The organism is Acinetobacter pullicarnis, assembly GCF_006352475.1.
GTDB classification, from domain to species: domain Bacteria; phylum Pseudomonadota; class Gammaproteobacteria; order Pseudomonadales; family Moraxellaceae; genus Acinetobacter; species Acinetobacter pullicarnis.
In genome coordinates, this window is record NZ_VCMZ01000001.1 from 3,494,845 (window position 1) to 3,513,762 (window position 18,918).

Sequence of the window (18,918 nt, forward strand, 5' to 3'; positions counted from 1 at the left end):
GTTTTAAAAACACAAAGAAGGAGCGAACAATCGCCCCTTCTCAACTACCTAGTCAATGCTAGGTAAACTTCTGCTTTCAGCAACTGCATAGGCATATGATGAAATTAAAAGTTTAAATCGAATTAACGACGTAAACCTAGTGCAGCAATCAAAGCTGTATAACGTGACACGTCTTTACCTTTAAGGTAATCAAGCAATTTACGACGTTGGTTAACCATACGGATCAAACCACGACGGCTGTGATGGTCATGTTTGTGATCTTTAAAGTGACCTTGCAAACTGTTAATTTGAGCAGTTAACAAAGCAACTTGAACTTCTGGTGAACCTGTATCGTTTTCTGCACGTGCGAATTTAGCAACGATTTCTGCGCGATCTGCGTTAGTTAAAGCCATTCGATTTCTCCGAGATGCTTAATATTTAATGATTGATAAAAATCAATTTGGTCAAAAACCGCGTTGACTGCCGTGCATCACTACAGCATTCGGCCATTTTAAAGGAACTACCGCAAGATTGCAAAAGATGCATTGCATATTTGTTGAACTCATATGAACACTCCGAAAAGGAATCTGTTCAATAAACGCAGTTTCTCAGAGTGATTTTAAAAGAAAGGTAAAGTGCCATGCTGAAATGCAAAAATTTAGTCTGGATCTCGACGGCACTGTATCTGCTCCAAAAGCGTATCTCTAATTCTGTTGTTTCAACACCCTGTCGATGTGTCTCAACACCTAGTCGAGTCAAGCTCTTTTTTCAAATAATGCATAAAACTAAAAAGGCGCGATCATAACTCAATTTTTAACCAGAAGTAATCGTTTATTTGTTAATCGATCTCCTGAAATTCAACACACTTAACTCAAATAAGGTGGAAATACTTTTATTTTGATTGTTTAACTCTTTATTCCCGACATAAGAAAAGGCCCTTAAGCAAGCTTAAGGGCCTTTCGTGCGCTGTAGTTTCTTAATTAATAGTTTTTATAATTTTATTTATCTGTCCCGTCCTAGAATAGGTTGACACAACAGAGCGTTAGCTCAGGAGTGTCAAATGAACCAATACGTTAAGCGTACTCAACGCGATTACAGCATGTCTTTTAAATTGAGTGTTGTCGCCCAAATTGAACGTGGCGAGATGACTTATATTGAAGCTGCTAAGCGCTACGGCATACAGAGTCATTCAACTGTTCGTAACTGGTTAAGAAAGCATGGCTCTATGGATTGGTGTACGCTTGGAGCTACATCTAATAAAAACAGTGCCGCTAATATGAAAAATCAACCACTTACTCCAGAACAACGTATTAAAGAATTAGAAGTGCAACTTCTTGAAGCACAACAAAAGGCTATGCTATTTGAAGAAGTCGTCAGAATTATTCGTACAGAGTACCCTAATCCACTGATAAAAAAGCCTTTAGGCAAGCTGTCCAAAACCTCAAAGCCGAAAAAGCGATGAGTATTGATACCGCTTGCCGCCATTATGGTATTAGCCGCCAAGCCTATTACAAACAATTTCAAAGCCTTAAAGCTAAGGCGAAAATGGCTAATAGTGTGGTAGAACTTGTAATAAGTCAGCGGTTGCAATTACCCCGATTAGGGACACGTAAATTATATTTCTTACTTAAATCGCGCTTTCAAGATTTAAAAATCAAGCTTGGGCGAGATGGTTTATTCGATATATTGCGTGGTGCAAATATGCTCATTAAACTCAGGCGTTCGTATCACAAAACGACGAATAGTCATCACCGTTTTAGAAAACACCCTAACGTACTTAAAGCAGGTGAGAACCAAGTAGCTGTAACGGGTAGTGAGCAGTTGTGGGTTGCTGATATAACGTATATTCCTACACATGAACAAACAGTGTATTTAAGCCTGATCACAGATGCTTTCTCACGTAAAATCGTTGGATATTATGTGCATGAGAGCCTACATACAGAGCATGTAGCAAAAGCATTATTGGTAGCGATTAAATCAAGGCAGACAGATCAGCAGCTAGTGCATCACTCGGATCGAGGTATTCAGTATTGTTCTGATAATTATCAAAATATTCATGTGGTTGAAGGTATTACCTGTTCAATGACAGACGGTTATGATTGTTATCAAAATGCTTTAGCGGAGCGAGTAAATGGAATCTTGAAACAGGAGTTTCTGCTAGAGAAGCCACGAGATTTAAAGCAAGCCCGAATAATAATTGCCGAATCAATTGAAGCCTATAATAGCTTGAGACCACATTTATCTTTAGGATATAAAACGCCTGATGCAGTGCATCAGGCGTCTATAATCGAGTTTAGAAATAGAGAGCAATTCGTTGCATAAAACTGTCAACCTATTTCAGGACTAGACAATCATTAGTATAAAGTGATTTATTCACATTTTTATTATGTTTACATATTGGCATATTTTTTTAAAAAAAGTTAGCCACTTTAGTAGCGTTATGTAAACAATAACTGTACATAAAGTTAACTGGTTATTAACAATATTTTCTTAACAATCTCCGAAATTTGAACATAAAAAAGCCTTGTAGTCTCTCCCAAAACTACAAGGCTTAGCGGCTGTAAATTTCATCTTTATTACTTACATACTTGTAAGCTCGCAATCTCTCGATTTTAAATTGTTTTCATTTTGCGATTTAACTCAACGTTCCTTGCCGAGCTATTTATTATGTAAACACATGATCTCAAAAAGATCCTATCCACTCTATGGGTAAATCTCTCGTATCCTTGTAAGCAATTTCCTACAAAATAGAAATTTAGCTTAATTACTCACCGTTTAGCGTCCTGCTGTATCTTTTTTGCTAAGCCACTGGTGCGACAAGTCTTCACAAATAAGCTCTTCGCAAAGGTATTTTTATCCACCAATAAGCTCACAACAGATTTTGCTCGCGTTATTGCGGTATAAATAAGTTCCTGACTTAAAAGCTTTTCTGAACTAGAATCAAAAACAACAGCCACATGCTTAAACTCTGAACCCTGCGATTTATGAATTGTCATTGCGAAGGCCGTTTGAATCGATTTTGGCAAACGTGTTGCAGCAAACCATAAATCCAAACTTGGAAAATAGACCTCATATTGCTGCGCTTGACTCCGATGTGGCAAACACAGACCAATGTCACCATTAGAGAGTCCAAGCTGATAATCATTACTTGTAATCATTACAGGCCGCCCCACATACCAATCACCATGTCTCACATAGGGATATTGCTCTAAAAAAAGAGCTTCCATCGCCTTGTTCAATGCAGCCAAACCCAATCCCCCAAAATGGATCGGTGTCAAAATTCGATATTGATCAAAGGCCTTAACCAAGGCATCTAATTCTATCGACGGATCTTGATTGGCAATATAACGGTCAAGCTGCTCAAAATAATCACGAAATCCCCAGCTCAACTTTTGATAGTTGTTAACACTCTCTTTTTCATACAGTTGCTCTAAGTACTCAAGTTGAATCACATCATCCATATCAACGCTTAAAGGCACACGATTAAGTTGGGTTGCGGGCACAACGGCTTTCGCAAAATCCCTTAGTATCTGGTCTGCGTCAAAGTCTGGATTTTGCTGTGCTTGGATAAAACCGGCCATCTGACCAATTAAAGCACCCGCTTTAAAACGACGACTGGTAATCAAATTCACACGGTTGTCTCGTAGGAGCTCAAGCTGCTGCAAGTCTGCCAATACCGCTCCGACATCGACAGAGGCCAATTGCTGTGCATCCCCCAATAAAATCAATCGGCATTGGGGTGAAATTGCCTCCAACAGCAAGGTAGCCAATTGCAAGTCCAACATTGAAGCTTCATCAATCACAATCACATCAAAGGGCAAAGGTTGTTTGGCATGAAAACGTGCCACACCATGATGGCCCAAGCCCAGTAAACGGTGAATCGTCAAGGTTTCTTGTTGCTTCAAGCCCTCATCCATCAAACCCAGCTCAGTCAGCTTTTCATCATTAAATGAATGTTGTAGTGCCTCTTTCATGCGCTGGGCCGCTTTCCCTGTCGGTGCTGCCATTGCAATCCGCAAGTCTGCATTGGCATCATGCAATACCGCGATAATCCGTGCCAGCGTATAGGTTTTCCCCGTACCCGGCCCACCTGTAATAATACTCAAAGCCTGTTTGGCCACCATCTCTAAGGCACTTTTTTGCTGTGGATCGCTGAGTAAATGCTGAAAGTTTTTTGTATCGACAATATCGACTTCTTGCTGCTGTATCCGAATGATTTGTTTGGCTAAACGCTGCTCAAGCTGCCAATAGCGATAAAGATATACAAATTGATCGTCATAAACAAAAGGCGCAACCTCAGCAGATGCGTTATACTGCTCCACCGCGAGATGCTGCAACGCAAGTATTTGGCTTTCTGTCGCCGCAATACAGCTCTCGCCACGTGTCGTTGCAAGTAAAATCTGATGAATTAAATCAGTCGCTGCACCATGCCATCCTGAAGATGCTGGTGACTGCGCGAGTAAGTATCGACTCCAGATTTCAATCCACGCAGGAATCTGAAGGTCTAAATCTTGCTTATTTTCCACACAGTTATCCTCAGAGTTATCTACAGGTTTTTCAACAAACTTACCCACAATATAGTGATTTGATTTATATCAACTTCTTACATTCTATACCGGGTTATCAACGTATTTATCCTCAGCAAAATAGCCTAGAATAGCGTCAAGCCGAAGTACAAATTCAGCGGTCGGTTGCCAATAAAAATAGCCCAATGCCGCATCTGCATGCATGCCTCGCAAATATAAATAGCTCGCGCCACCCAGATCACGTTCGATGTGATAATCCTGTAAATTCAGTTTTAAGTAACGATGCAATGCCACCAAATACAAGGCAGCCTGCAACCAATAACTGGCATAGGTCATACTTTCTTGGATTGCGTGCTGATCATAATCGGACTGTGCCCCCCCCAAGAAATTACTTTTATAATCGGCAATGTGATAGCGCTGACCATCATAAAAGACTAAATCGATTGAACCATTTAAATAACGTGCTGAATTTGCCTCATTAAACAGGGGCATATGCAGATCATATTCGGCAAAAAGCTGATGAATACGTTGCGTCGCCAAGCGATGATCGGCCAAGGCCAAATAAAATGGAAATTCAGACAAGTACTCAGCAGCGTTAAGCTGCTGCAACTGAAAGCCTGCATGTAACGGTGTTTTTAGCACACCATCAAACCATGCCATTAACAATTGAATTAAATGCTCTTCCACACCCTCCTGCTGTTCTGGAAAAGCGGTCTGAAACTTTTCAAACAAACTTTGCCACAGCAAACTGTAATCATTTTTAAAACGACGATGGATCAGCAACGGCCACAAGCTTTGATCTTGAAAATCAATCTGCTCAAACATTTCATGTAAAAAATTACCTGCGACAGTTCCCATTGGGAAATTGGCCTGAATCCAACTGATTTGTGCATCATCCGCTTGCAGATCAACGTTATCTTGTCGATTGGCTGTGTGATGATTGGTGACGAATCCCGGTACAGTCGCTGGAAAATGCACTTCATCTTCAGCACCTTGTAGGTCTTGGTCAGCCACAGCCAAAGCATCTTGAATTTGCTGCCTCGTTAAATGTTGTGCTAAATAACTAAAACTGGTTTTGCCTCGCGCATAAAAGCGTTGCTGCGGTAGTGCTAAGGCTTGGATCGGCACCAAGACCTCAAGCTGTTGTGCTGCAACTTGCACTGGACGTTCTAATAGCAACGGCTCTAGTGCACTATAAGCATGCTCAAAACTGTCCGCAGCATGACCCCGCCAAAAGGCCAAGCCTGTGGTGGACTTGCCCTCTTGATCTTGTAGCATGGCATAAACGCGATAACTGGCACGGGTCAAAGCCACATACCAGAGTCGATGCTGCTCGGCCACCACTCGCGCATTGTGTTGATCAATATCCGCTTGATTGAGTGTGTTCTTATCGTTGACGGCAACAATCCGCTGTAACTCGACTTGGCCGGTTTCTGGGTTCAGGCTTTCAGTTGTTGAAAAGTTCAGGGTCTTATGCATTTCTCGAAATGCCTTATCGGCCCCAAGCAAAAATACAATTTTAAATTCCAAGCCCTTCGATTGGTGAATGGTAAGCAACTGCACGCCTGCCTCGTCTGAGAGCTTACGTTCGAGTTCCCATTCCCGCTGTGCTGGTTTGGTTAATTGTTTTAAATACCAATGATAGAGATTTTGCGCTCCCGAATACTGCTCACTGTGCTGACTGAGTAATTCGGTGACATGGCGTAAATTGACCACCACCCGTTCATTGTCACGGCTGGGCTGTTCAACCAAAACCGACCAAACGTTAAAGCGACTGAGTAATGTCTGCCAAGCCGCTAAAAAACCTTGTTTTAACCATTGCTCACGAATCTGATCAAACTGCTCAATATAGTCACTTAACCCACTGGCTTGCGTGTTGAGCTGAATTAACATTTTTAGGTTAAAGCCGATCAGCCGACTGAGTAAAGCACGCTTCACTTTAGCCTCATCATAAGGATGCAAAATTGCAGCCAGCACCGCCCCCACATCTTTGGCAATTTGGCTTTCAAACACACTTTTTTTCGAGGGTCGATTGGCTCGTATCCCAAGAAAATTTAATGCAAACTGAACTTTATCGAGATCATTGTGGTTTTTAGACAGCACTGCAATATCGTTTTCACCCAAGGCACGGTCGCCAGTTTTCTCTGCAAAATATAACCGTCCAAGTCGCCCTTGATTGAGTAGGCTTCGAATTTTCCAAGCCACCTGTTCTGCCTCAGTGGCTTTATCTTCCAGCTGTACCCAGCGTAAAGGCGTTGGATTGTTCACGCCCTCATCAACGAGGGCAGGATGTGGCCGACTGCCTGCCTGTACTGGCGTGTACTCGACTTGCTCACCAAAATCCATTTGCCGCTGAAACAGAGCATCGACCACTTCAACCAACTCACGCACAGAACGGTGGTTGTGTACCAAATGATACTGCTGACCATGTTTGCCAAACACATCTTGATGTGCTTTTAAAAAGGTCAGCATATCGCCACCACGAAAACCATAAATCGCCTGCTTACGGTCACCGACCATAATCATACAACCCTGCTGCACCCGTTTCGGCTGACGCCAAATTTGCGCCAACATATCATCTTGGTCTTGGTTGGTGTCTTGGAATTCATCGACTAAGATCAGTGGATATTTGGCATGTACAAAACTGGCAAAGACTTGGCCCTGCTCCCCTTCTAGTGCTTCTGCCAAGGTTCGAATTTGCTGCGCAAAGGTGGTTTCACCTTGCTGCTGTAGCAATTGGGGTAAGCGCTTTTTAACTTGATTGGCCAAGTGATATTGCAGCGCACTGTCTAAAGTCTCTAGATCTGTGGTTAGTGCCGCGAGGCGTTCAAAAAACTGCCTCAAAGTCTTGATAATGATGTGATCATCAAAGGTCGTAACAATATCTTCCGCGCATTTATTCAGTACTTTCTTGGTCGAAAGGTCGGTTAATTGCTTAATGGTATCGGCATGTTGTGCCGCGAATAAAGCATAAACCCCTTGCGCTGCTAAGGCGGCAATAAAGGTGGGCAGATGCTGTTGTAACAACACTTGCATTTTGCTGCCATCACGCCATTTTTTAGCAACAACCTTAAAGTATTCGCCTTCCGCCAAATAGTAAGCAGATAAGCCATCAACGGCACTCAACTCCAGTTGGGTTAAACGCTGAATCTCAAGTTCAAATTTATCGAGGTCTAATTCAGGTTGTGGCACTTCTTGAAATTTTGCTGAGGCAAAGTTCAAGCTGTTTTCCACTACATCGACATAAGCATCCAGCGACTTTAGTTTTTTATTCAGCAGTAGATAGTCAATGCTGGCTTGCGGTTGCTGTTGAATCCACTGTCTCAATACATCATGAATCAATTGCTGGGTATAACGCTTGGCATCATCGGTAATGATGGCTCGTTCGATTTTGCCACTTTCAAAAGAAAATTCACGCAATAACTTTTGACTAAAACTGTCCAACGTTCCAACAAAAAGTTCGTCCAGTTGATCGATAACCAACTTTAACCGCTCACAGGCATAAGCAATTTGATGCGCAAAGCTCTGCAACACTTTGGCAAACAAAGGATCAGACTCGACCTTTGCCTTTGCCAACACCTGTTGCTCAGTCAAGGTTCGACAGGCATCCAAATAACGCAAAGTATCCACCAATCGCGTACGAATACGCGCTTTGAGTTCGGCTGCTGCCTTACGGGTAAAGGTGGTGGCAATCACTTGTTTCGGTAGATATTTCTCTAAGAAAATCCGTACCATTAAGCTCGATAAGGTGTAGGTTTTACCGGTTCCGGCAGAGGCTTCGATCCAATGCAAGCCCGAAAACTGCATATCTTCAATCGGCTGAGTAGACACTTTTTGGGTAGACATGCCTTATTCCTCGGCCACAGATTGATACTGATAAATTGGTTGATACAAGGTATAAGCAAATTGAGCGCAGGCGCTATTTAACAGGGCCGTTGCATCTTGCTCTTGTAAAATAAATTGCCAGTCTCGATGAAACTTGGTCGCTTCATTGTCTTCAACTGAAAATGAACTCATAAACTTCGCAGCATCGGCATTCCACACTTTGAGTAAATCAGCAAAGTTGCTCAAACTGTTTTGACCAAAGGCATCACTTTCCCACTCAAGTGTCTTGCCTGTTTCAGCCAGATGCAGCAACAATGCCGCAGGTAGGACCAAAGGCTGTTGCTGTGCATAGGCATAGGCGGTAAACCAATCTGCCAAATAAGCTTTTGCTTGCACCGAAGTTAAGCCTGTATTGATGATGGTCGCATCACTAAAAATAGCGATACGCTGTAATTGCAGCGCCTGTTCATCACTAAAATTGGCATAACTCAACCACAGCAAATACTCCAACCAAACCTTGGCACGGCGCTTCGCGCGTGCACTCGATGCATCGACGCTCACCCAGAGCGAAGTCGCTTCTGTAGGCAAACGTAAATTCATATTGACCGTTGGCTCAATCCGCCATTGCCGCATCGTGGTTGGGGTGACCGCTGTGGCATACAGGGCTAAGCGTTGCGCTAAACTTTGCTGTTCAACCAAACTGATTTGCCAAGCACTGTGCCGCACCTTACCCACAGGCAATTGATCTTGCAGCAAATCAACATCTGCTGCCTGTGCCTGTTCATCATCTTGCTGATGTAAAAAATGACGAATGTTATAGCGACTTAAACCATCGAGCAGCAAAGGTTCACTCAGCGCAGGAATATCCTCTGCCCGTAAATTTTGCACGCCCAAACTTTTTAAATATAGCCGCGCAGGGAATGTTACATCGTGAATCCATTGCCCGGCATCCAACACAGTGACCGCTTCTTGTTCGATGGGATGCTCAACATTGGCCCACGGCTCACGTTGTGACAAAGCATTTTGCTGACGTAATTGTAATGCGACCTGGAACCATTGATCTTGATAACGATTTAAGCCTGTAGCAACAAAGCCTGCGGGATCAAAAGGTTGTAAGGGATGAACCCGATACAACTGTTGGATTTGCACTGGTACCTCAATCCCATTGATTGATACCATTTGATCAACTTGATTCGCATCATTCGCGCCATGCTGTGCTGCGTGCGTTGCAGTAGACAACGGTTGCGCATTGGCCTGTGTCTGCGGTTGACTGATCAAAGCCAAATGATTGATCAGTTCCTGTAACACACTGGATGGCTCACGGACTTCGCCATCACTCACATCAAAGCCGTTATAAAATAACCACAAATTGTCTTGTGCCAATAACATGGCATCTAAGAATGCCCCTTGATCATCTTCGAGTCGTGAACGGTCTCCAAGTTGTGGTCGCAGTAAATGCATCAAATCAAATGGAATATGTTGATCTCGATTGGGGAATTTACCGCCATCGAGATTCAACATCACCATTAACTTATAGGGCAATGGGCGAATCTGCCCAATTTGACTAAAGGTGATCTGCCCTGTCGGCAAAGTCTGATCAAGTTGACTGTCTAAGGTATTTTCAATTTCAGTTAATAAATACGGTAAAGGTAAATTAAACTGTTGCAAAGTAGCTTGATCATGCTCGTCATAAAAACTGGCCAAGGTCAGCATGCGTTCTTGTTTTTTAATAATTTCACGTAAATGCTTCAGTGACTCAACCCCTGCTTGCTCAAACTCAACGAGGTCTTGCATCAAACGTTTTAGCCAAAGATCAACAGCGAAGTTACGCCCCAACTCATGAGCAATCATCCAGTCGCTACGCGCTGAAAAATCTTGATAGATTTGAATCAGATGCCCAACCAAGGCAAAGTCATCACGACTCAATTCGGCATAGCACAAGGTTTGTTCAAACATTTGATGAACGGGAATTGCCAAACCCATTGCCAAACGATCTAAGGCAAATTTAAAACTAAAGCGGTAATCTTGGTCTTCTGCACTCAGACTCCGCTGTAAATGTGCTGCATCGAGTCCACGTTTAAAGCCGGCTTTGACCAACAAATCTAACATCCGATCACTTTGATCGACGTCTAAGCCATAGCGCAATTGACTGGCAGGTAGTTGTAACCAATCGCTAAATTCCTCAACCGTAAAGCGACCTTGACTCAATTTAATCCGGCCAACCACCGCTTGCCATGCCAAGTTGACATCTAGTTGAGTCACCCCTGCAATTTTCACGGGCAGGAATACGCCCACTTGATTGGCAGTCGCAGGAAAAACTTCGCGAATCAGCGGTTCGATTTGTTTTAAATCGGGCACTAAAATCAGCACATCACTGGCACGTCGAGGATCTGCCGCGCTACTTTGTGATAACCAATGCAGCAATTGATCTTTGAGTACTTCCAACTGACGCAAACTAGAATGGCAGACATGAATTTGAATCGAATCATCTTGCGGATCGAGTGCATAGCCATGTACTTCGGGTTCAACCAAATACAAAATATCCGACTGCAACTTGCCCAACAGATGCGCGGGAAATTCATCAACAAAGGCATCAACCCATTGGCCTTCCTCGCCAGCGGATAAATGGGAAAGCAAGGAGAAATGGTCACGGGCTTGCTTGCCAAAACGGGTCAGCAGCGGATGACGAGACTCCCGAACTTCTGCATTAAAATTTAAATTAAAATCATCAAAAAATTGAGCAATATCGGCATCGGTGGCTTTGGGATGCTTCGCGACAAAACGTGCTTTCACCCCAAGGTCATACTGCTTTTTCCAGTTGGGATCGACACTGTCCGCCCAATATTCTTGTGATGGGTTATAGTGCAAAATCGTTACATCGATGTACTGACCGAGACGACGCAAAAATTGCAATTGACTCGGTGCCAAATCGAGCAAAGTAAAGACCAGCAATTGTGCCGGTAAGCGACCTAGCACATCTGCACGCTGTGCGGGATCATCCATAACCTGCCAAAAATCAGTATCAATTGTTTGTACTTCCGCAAAATCAGCCGCAAAACTTTCCTGCCACAACCAACGTTGCCATGCTTCTAACTGTTCTGCTTGCTGCAAACTAAAGGCGGATACTTCGGTATTGGTTTTAAAAAATAAATGTTCAATATTGAGCGCCTGATTGCGTCCCCACGCCTGCAACCAATTGGTGGGACAGCTACAGTTGCTGCCACAGCCTTTTAAGCAATAGCCGCGATACAACATATAGTGGCTAAACAGTTTTGAGACCTGTTCAGAGACCCAGTACAGCATGCTTTGTTTTTTGAGTTTTAATGCAACCGGATCTTCGAGCAAGGCCGCACTGTCATAGATCCGTTGCACAATACTATGCAGCGGATGCGCTGTCGTCAGACTGATTTGATCGGGTTCAATAAAGCTCTTGAGCACTTGATAGATCCGCCATTTCATAATCAAGCGCGGAATATTGGCCTTACGTACTTTATCTTTATCTTCCAGCACACTTTGGTAGACAGACCATTGAAAACCACGAATCCCCAAATGGAAGTGTTGGTTGGCACTAATCCCTTGTTGCTCTGAAATCTTTTGCGTCAGCCACTGTTGAACCGCAGCAGTCGGCACCACAAAATGCTGGGTATTGAGCACCTGAAAAGGTTGGCTTGAGGTTCGGGCAGTCATCTGCAGAACCCCTTGCAGCAAGACTTCTATCCGCTGACTCTGAATGACATGAATTCCCATAAACAACCAACCACATCTCGCGAAAATAAAGCAAAAAATACAACCAGCAACAAAGTGAAAAACTTAAACGTGAACAAAAACATAAAAAATATAGCTACAGTAACTGATACTGTTGCTGTACTTTTCACTTATCGTGATTTTAAAAATTTTTGATCAAATGTGTGAAGCTGTGCTTCAATGATCTTAGTATAATACCGAGGCAATGGATATATTCATGAAAATAGATAAAATTCCTGATTCAATTGATCCAAGTTTAGACTTAGAACGCATCCGCGAAGAATGCCTGCACCTGGTTCGAAAGCGTGCTTATGTGTCAGCAGGTGCGGCCATTGTGCCCGTTCCTTTTTTTGATGTGGTGATTGATGTGAGTATGTTGTCTTACTTGATCCCAGAGATTAGTGCACGTTTCGGCTTGGCCCCTGATCAAATCACGGTTTACGATGCGGCTACCAAAAAAATCCATTGGGATGAACTGCGTAAACGTGGGGTTGAGTTTTCAGGTTTTGTTCTTGCGCGTACTGCGATTAAAAAATCAATTAATAATTTTGCAACCAAGATCGTCACCAAACAAGTGACCAAGTTTATTCCTTTGGGTGGGCAATTGGTGGCTGCAGGACTGGGCTACTTTATTATGAAAAAAGTCGCAGAAACGCATGTAGACGAATGTTATAAATTGGCTCGAAAAATACGTGCCGAGCAACATGCTAACACCGTCAGTTAATGCCGTTTAAGTGACCTCTCGCGGCCTCTGCTTACACATTAAAAATAACCTCTCCCAGCCTCTCCTTAAAAAGGAGAGGTATCTACACATCTTTTGATATATGGATTACGATTCAAAGCAATCCATCCCAACCTTCCTTTTTCTAAGGAAGGAGCGTTGTGTAGCATATACTAGGCTTTGAATTCCCCAAAAAGTCCCCCTCTTTGGAAAAGATGAGCCATATATGGCGTAAGAGGGGAGATTGGGTATTTCTGAAATTCAATGAAATTTGCATTCAGCCCCAAATTCCAAATCTAAACAGGACTTAAATACCTTGTATTAAGCTCAAATAGATTACATATTTCGACTACATATATTTCTTAAATATTTGTGTAGATACCTATGCTTAAAAAGCAGAGGGCTACTGCTCAAGGCCGTTAAACGGCCTTGAGTTGTTTCAGAATGGCGTGAAGCATTTCAATCCGGGCAGTATATTTATCATCGGTTGCAATTACATGCCACGGTGCATAATCGGTATTGGTGCGTTCCAACATATCTGCAGCGGCACTTAAGTACTCATCCCAACGATTGCGATTACGCCAATCATCTTTGGTAATTTTAAAGCGTTTATGTGGGGTTTGTTGACGTGATTGAAAACGTAGTGCTTGTTCCTCTTTGCTAATGGCCAACCAAAACTTAATCAGTACGGTTTGATTGTCACATAGCTCTCGCTCAAAACGATTAATTTCATCATAGGCACGTTTCCACTGAATCGGATGCGCATAGCCTTCAATCCGCTCTACCAATACCCGTCCATACCAAGTCCGATCAAAAATCGTAATCTCACCACTGCTATTGAGTTTGGTCCAAAACCGCCACAAATACGGTCGACGCAATTCATATTTTTCTGGCACACCAATGGTATAAATTTCATACTGTCGTGGATCGAGTTGTTTCACAATACGTTTAATCGCACCGCCTTTCCCTGCTGCATCCATACCTTCAAAAGCAATCACAATATTACGTGGATCATTGCTTAATGCGAGGCCGACTTTTTTGGTGAGTTTTTTCAACTCTGCTTTGTATTCGGCTTTGTCCATCGCTTGGGTCGCAGGGGTTGCCAATACGTCAGGCACACTGGCCTGCTGCCATTTACTGCGTATGCTGGTTTTATGTTTAGGTAAATGCTTGAGTGCCTGCAGAATATACTGAGCAAACTGCTGATCCCGTATTGCTTCATCTTCACAATCAATAATCAGCCAATCGTCAGTAAAACGCTGTCTGAGCTTTTGTAAAACATCATATTGTTTTTTACTACGCCAATCGAGCGCATGCAGTTCTTGCCAACGTGGTTCGGATGGATCAATGCTATCTAAGCGTTTTTGCAGGGATTTCCATGATAAATCAAACCAAACTTTGATCACATCACAGTTGTTATTTTTAAGATCCTGTTCAAAGGCACGCATCCGCTCAACATAGGTATCAAAAATAGTTTCATCGATGGACTGTGACACGTGGCTTGCGGTTTCAAGTAAATCGCTATACCAGTTGCCAAACATAATTTGAATCTGCCCTTCTGCTGGAATGAATCGCGCATAAGGCTGCCAATAGGTCTCTCGTGGCTTAAATAAATTGGGCGCATCGGCTTTGACATGTAAATAACGTGGATCAACCCATTCCCGTAATTGCTTGACCGCTTCACCCTTGCCAGCCAATTCAATCCCACTAACCAAGACCACCAGGCTTTTGGCGTTATTTTTATCGCAGGTATCTTTTAAGGTGTACTGTGCTTCAATTAAGTCCATCGTCAACTGGACAGGGTCCATCAGCATAAAAGGTTCGGTTGGCTCGATCATGGGCGCACACATTCTATTTAAAATGAAAATTTGTTTTGATTATAACGATTTGAATCCACCAGATGACGTTTTTCTGTACAGAAAGTATGTCTCGTTTTAAATCTAGACAGACACTGGCTAAATCTCCTTTGGTTTTTTTCTATTTGCCATGGAGATCAACTGCAACTGACGATATGCTGTCAGCACATTTTCAGACTGAGTAATGCAATGTCTAAACTAGCCGCACTTGAAGATCTTTTAGTACAATATCATCAGCTTAATTATCACCAAGATCCTGTCCTAAAAGTACGCTTATTTGAGGCTCAATATTGGCTCAAGCAACGTATTCAAGAAAGCCATCAAGACCTGTTTAGACGTAGTGAAAATCAACGTATGGCGCAATATTTTATGAATCGCTTATACGGTGGCCCTGAATTTGACGACCTCTCGCTACAAATTGAACGCCTATTAAAATATGCACACAAAGCAGAAAAAATCATTCCAGCCAATGCCATTCAAACTGGCCTAAAATCAGTACAACTGGCGGTACTTGCCATGCAACTCGATGAACAAGTGGCGGTGCAATTGCTTAAAGACTACCCTGCCGATCAAACCATTGACAATGAAATGATGCGCCTCACCTTGATTAAACTCGACCAAGAACAAACTCGCCTACAACAATTAGATCTGCTCGATGAACTTGGGGGCTATTTAGATAAATATATGCGCTCGTTTATGTTACATACTGCTTTTAAAATGTGTAAAGCCGTTGCCAGCAAATATCGTTTTGAATTGATGTACGATTTTATTGGAGAAGGCTTTATCGCAATGAAGCCAATGAAGTCCACGGCGCAGTTCCTACAACACTTCACCGCAAAAGAACGCCAAATCGTGTATGCGGTACATGCGGGTCAAGCAAATCCCTTTTGCGGCGAATAAATCCATTTTTCCGTATATTATTCATAACAATTGCATCATCGAAGCTGTAAAAAGTGCCAGAATCTGTCATGATGCATGGCAATGTAAATTAATTTTTTGTGTTGAGGAGCGACTTGAATGTCTACTGAAAATCAAAAGCCTGACGCGATCCCCGCAGCTGTAAAAACAGACAATCAGAGTCCTTTCCTTACCGAGCCCCTTCCTCAAGGGACGGCTCAAGGCCAACAACAAAGCCTAGACCAAGCCACACAAGATGCACCAATTTCCGCAAATGTCCCAAAATATAATCTGCCGCGTGGCGCCAATACCGGCAATGTCGGTGATACCACTCACTTCGGTTTCAAAACTGTAAGCAGTGAAGATAAAGCCCAGAAAGTCGCAGAAGTCTTCCATTCGGTTGCGGCCAAATACGACATCATGAATGACCTAATGTCCTTTGGTATCCATCGTCTCTGGAAACGTTTTGCCATTAATATGTCGGGTGTACGTCGCGGTCAACATGTACTTGATATCGCAGGCGGCACAGGTGATTTAGCCAAAGTATTTAGCCGTGAAGTCGGTCCAACTGGCCATGTCGTTCTTTCTGATATCAATGCATCCATGCTCAATGTCGGCCGTGATCGTCTGATTGACGCCGGCTGTAGCAATGTCGATTTTGTTTTGGCCAATGCTGAAACCCTTGAACCTTTTGCCGACAATAGCTTTGACTTAGTTACCATCAGTTTTGGTCTACGTAATGTGACCGACAAAGATGCAGCTCTCGAAGCGATGTATCGCGTCTTAAAGCCAGGTGGCCGTTTACTGATTTTAGAGTTTTCTAAACCTGTATTTGAACCGTTCTCAAAACTCTATGACTTGTATTCATTCACTGCCCTGCCAATTATGGGTAAATTGATTGCTAACGATGCTGAAAGTTATAAGTATTTGGCTGAATCGATTCGTATGCATCCAGACCAACGTACCTTAAAGGGTATGATGGAACAGGCGGGTTTCCAAAACTGTGATTATCACAACCTAACCGCAGGTATTGTTGCTGTACACCGTGGCTTTAAACTTTAAGGTCTAGTTCTATGTGGTCAATTTTGGCACTTGGTGCAGCAGAACGTTTAATTCACCATGGTATCGATCTGGATGCGATTACTCGCGTCCAACTCAATCAATTGCAAGGCAAAATGTTGCGCGTAATCCTTGATTCACCCCAACTTTCTGTCGATGTATTCTTCGATGACAATAAGGTTCGTTTAGAACCTACGGTCACTGGTCAAGCCGAAAAACCGTCTGTTTTTGAACAACGTCCGTTTGATCAGGCCTTGGTTATTCGCGAAGCAACAGCTACCTTGCATGTGAACAATGTGGTTGCTTTGTTTAAGCTGCTGATGAGCGATGAAGTCGGTACCATTCCAGTGCAAGGCGATTACCATCTGCTGCAAGATATTCAGCGGATAATGCAACAGGCAGAGCCTGATGTGGCTGCGCACTTAAGTCGTTGGGTTAGCCCAAGTTTGGCGCATGAAATTGGCAAATTACAAAGCCTGCCCAAACACCTCAAACGTTCTTTGCAAAGTAAATTATTTTTTGCAGAAGATTTTATTAAAGAAGACAGCGGACTATTTGCCCCACGCTGGCAAATGGACGATCTGCAGCAGCACACCCGCCAACTCAATCAAAACATTGATCGGCTTGAAGCTAAAATTCAACAGCTTCAAGTGCAGCTTAACTCCAATCAAGACTAGGTAAATGCCCATATGATTCCGCACGTTTCACGTTTATTAGAACTTTGGCGCATCGCTGCGCACTATAGACTCGACACGTTGTTTCCTGCGGAAGAACTTCCAGAAAAAGCTCGGCATATTTTGGCGATTATCCGCTTGCACCCTGCGGCTTGGTCGAGCCGTGAACGTAAAAACCCACTCAAGCTCAAACAAGCTTTAGAAGATATGGGCCCGTTGGCGATTAAAATGGGCCAATTGCTTTCAACCCGTCGCGACCTGATTTCACCTGAAATTTTATCGCAATTGGTGTTGTTACAAGACCAAGTCAAACCCTTTTCTGTTGATGTTGCCAAAGTGCGCATTCAACAGTCACTTAAAGCCGACATTACAACCTTATTTGCCCGTTTTGATGAACAGCCATTGGCTGCTGCATCAATTGCACAAGTGCATACTGCCGCTTTGCATGATGGTCGTGAAGTCGTCGTCAAAGTCACACGTCCCAATATTCGCCAGCAAATTCTGCAAGATTTTGAAATTTTAGAATGGCTGGGCATCAGTTTAGAGAAACGGCTTGAAGCGGCACGCGCACTGCATTTATCTGAGATTATTCAAAATTATCGCCATATTATTTTAAATGAACTCGATTTAACTTTAGAGGCCGACAACACCCGTCGGATGCGCCATCACTTTACCGGCTCCAGCATGATGTATGTGCCTGAAGTTTATATGGACAGTAAAGATGTGATGGTGGCTGAACGGATTACCGGTGTGCCGATTTCAGATACTGCGACCTTTGATGCTTTGGGGATGGACCGTGCCGACTTGGCAGAAAAAGGCTTAACCATTTTCTTCACTCAAGTGTTCCGCGATAACTTTTTCCATGCTGACATGCATCCGGGCAACGTTTTTGTTGAAACTATTCATCCGCAAAATCCACGCTTTATTGCCTTGGACTGCGCGATTATGGGCGAGCTCTCCAAGCACGACCAAATGACCGTAGCCCGCATGTTATTGGCGGTGATGAACAGCAACTTCATGCAGCTGATTCAGATTGTGCATCAGGCAGGCTGGATTCCACCCGGTACAGATCAAGATGCGCTGTCTCGTGAAATGCGCCGTACGGTTGGACCAATGGTATCTAAACCAATGGATCAATTGGACTTTGCCGGTATCCTCATTCAAATCATGGATATTGCACGACGGTTCCATTTGGAAATTCCACCGCAACTGATGCTGCTGTTAAAAACCTTGGTGCACGTTGAGGGCTTAGGTACAGATCTCTATCCACAATTGGATATTTGGAAACTGGCCAAACCCATTTTGACCGAATGGATCAAGGCCAACATGAATCCAGTCAAAAACATCAAAGAAATTGGTCAACAAATTCCAGATTTATTACTCGGTGCACACGACTTACCGGGACTATTGGTCGATAGCCTAAATGGTCTAAAAAACCAGTCTTACTGGCATGACAAACAACTGCGTGAAATACAGAGTCTACGTTTGAATATGGAGCTCCAACAACGTCGCAGCTGGATTTATGGCAGCATCATTGCGGTACTACTCACCATTGCCATTATTAGTCCATGGTATGTATCGACTGCCCTAATCGTGTTGGCAAGTATTTTGGCAATGTGGCGGATGGGCAAATAGCC

At 43.2% G+C, this 18,918-nt stretch carries 11 protein-coding genes; 6 read left to right on the plus strand and 5 right to left on the minus strand.

Going from position 1 to position 18,918, the window contains the following annotated elements:
• Positions 1-122: 122 nt before the first annotated feature.
• On the minus strand, positions 123-392 hold the full coding sequence (gene rpsO / locus FD716_RS15675; protein ID WP_139853183.1) for a 30S ribosomal protein S15: 270 nt from the start codon (positions 390-392) through the stop codon (positions 123-125).
• 647 nt (positions 393-1,039) lie between these two features.
• Between rpsO and FD716_RS15680 the strand changes: the two genes are divergently transcribed.
• A protein-coding gene (locus FD716_RS15680; RefSeq protein ID WP_139852498.1) for an IS3 family transposase occupies positions 1,040-2,301 on the plus strand; the annotation gives its coding sequence in 2 pieces (ribosomal slippage) (positions 1,040-1,379 and positions 1,379-2,301; 1,263 coding nt in all).
• Positions 2,302-2,747: 446 nt separating this feature from the next.
• Here the strand turns inward: FD716_RS15680 and recD are convergent.
• The 3 genes from recD to FD716_RS15695 all read right to left on the minus strand — a co-directional run bounded on the left by recD (position 2,748) and on the right by FD716_RS15695 (position 12,077).
• Entirely contained in the window at positions 2,748-4,505 is a 1,758-nt protein-coding gene (gene recD, locus FD716_RS15685; RefSeq protein WP_215895471.1) for an exodeoxyribonuclease V subunit alpha, read from the minus strand.
• Positions 4,506-4,589: 84 nt separating this feature from the next.
• Entirely contained in the window at positions 4,590-8,351 is a 3,762-nt protein-coding gene (locus FD716_RS15690) for a UvrD-helicase domain-containing protein (protein ID WP_139853185.1), read from the minus strand.
• A gap of 3 nt (positions 8,352-8,354) precedes the next feature.
• A complete protein-coding gene (locus tag FD716_RS15695; RefSeq protein WP_139853186.1) occupies positions 8,355-12,077 on the minus strand; it encodes an exodeoxyribonuclease V subunit gamma in 3,723 nt (1,240 codons plus the stop codon).
• A 214-nt stretch (positions 12,078-12,291) separates the two neighbouring features.
• On the opposite strand from FD716_RS15695, the gene FD716_RS15700 reads away from it, so the two are divergent.
• Positions 12,292-12,798, plus strand: a complete 507-nt coding sequence (locus FD716_RS15700) for a hypothetical protein (RefSeq protein ID WP_139853187.1) — start codon at positions 12,292-12,294, stop codon at positions 12,796-12,798.
• Positions 12,799-13,214: 416 nt separating this feature from the next.
• Here FD716_RS15700 and pap read toward each other — a convergent pair whose 3' ends face one another.
• Positions 13,215-14,633 carry a polyphosphate:AMP phosphotransferase gene (pap, locus tag FD716_RS15705; protein WP_139853188.1) on the minus strand — a complete coding sequence of 473 codons (1,419 nt, stop codon included), beginning with the start codon at positions 14,631-14,633 and terminating at the stop codon, positions 13,215-13,217.
• 207 nt (positions 14,634-14,840) lie between these two features.
• Here pap and FD716_RS15710 point away from each other — a divergent pair, with 207 nt between their 5' ends.
• The 4 genes from FD716_RS15710 to FD716_RS15725 all read left to right on the plus strand — a co-directional run bounded on the left by FD716_RS15710 (position 14,841) and on the right by FD716_RS15725 (position 18,916).
• On the plus strand, positions 14,841-15,551 hold the full coding sequence (locus FD716_RS15710) for an FFLEELY motif protein (RefSeq protein WP_139853189.1): 711 nt from the start codon (positions 14,841-14,843) through the stop codon (positions 15,549-15,551).
• Positions 15,552-15,668: 117 nt separating this feature from the next.
• Positions 15,669-16,610, plus strand: a complete 942-nt coding sequence (gene ubiE / locus FD716_RS15715; protein ID WP_139853190.1) for a bifunctional demethylmenaquinone methyltransferase/2-methoxy-6-polyprenyl-1,4-benzoquinol methylase UbiE — start codon at positions 15,669-15,671, stop codon at positions 16,608-16,610.
• 11 nt (positions 16,611-16,621) lie between these two features.
• Complete coding sequence (locus tag FD716_RS15720; RefSeq protein WP_139853191.1) at positions 16,622-17,284, plus strand: ubiquinone biosynthesis accessory factor UbiJ; 663 nt, start codon at positions 16,622-16,624, stop codon at positions 17,282-17,284.
• Between the two features lie 12 nt (positions 17,285-17,296).
• The gene (locus tag FD716_RS15725) at positions 17,297-18,916 is read left to right on the plus strand and encodes an ABC1 kinase family protein (RefSeq protein ID WP_139853192.1); all 1,620 of its coding nucleotides are present in this window, start codon (positions 17,297-17,299) and stop codon (positions 18,914-18,916) included.
• Positions 18,917-18,918 lie beyond the last annotated feature (2 nt).

Excerpts from the sequence above, each read along its gene's own strand:
- rpsO (WP_139853183.1), bottom strand. The coding sequence starts at position 392 with ATGGCTTTAACTAACGCAGATCGCGCAGAAATCGTTGCTAAATTCGCA.
- FD716_RS15690 (WP_139853185.1), bottom strand. The coding sequence starts at position 8,351 with ATGTCTACCCAAAAAGTGTCTACTCAGCCGATTGAAGATATGCAGTTT.
- FD716_RS15695 (WP_139853186.1), bottom strand. The coding sequence starts at position 12,077 with ATGGGAATTCATGTCATTCAGAGTCAGCGGATAGAAGTCTTGCTGCAA.
- FD716_RS15700 (WP_139853187.1), top strand. The coding sequence starts at position 12,292 with ATGAAAATAGATAAAATTCCTGATTCAATTGATCCAAGTTTAGACTTA.
- pap (WP_139853188.1), bottom strand. The coding sequence starts at position 14,633 with ATGATCGAGCCAACCGAACCTTTTATGCTGATGGACCCTGTCCAGTTG.
- FD716_RS15710 (WP_139853189.1), top strand. The coding sequence starts at position 14,841 with ATGTCTAAACTAGCCGCACTTGAAGATCTTTTAGTACAATATCATCAG.
- ubiE (WP_139853190.1), top strand. The coding sequence starts at position 15,669 with ATGTCTACTGAAAATCAAAAGCCTGACGCGATCCCCGCAGCTGTAAAA.
- FD716_RS15720 (WP_139853191.1), top strand. The coding sequence starts at position 16,622 with ATGTGGTCAATTTTGGCACTTGGTGCAGCAGAACGTTTAATTCACCAT.
- FD716_RS15725 (WP_139853192.1), top strand. The coding sequence starts at position 17,297 with ATGATTCCGCACGTTTCACGTTTATTAGAACTTTGGCGCATCGCTGCG.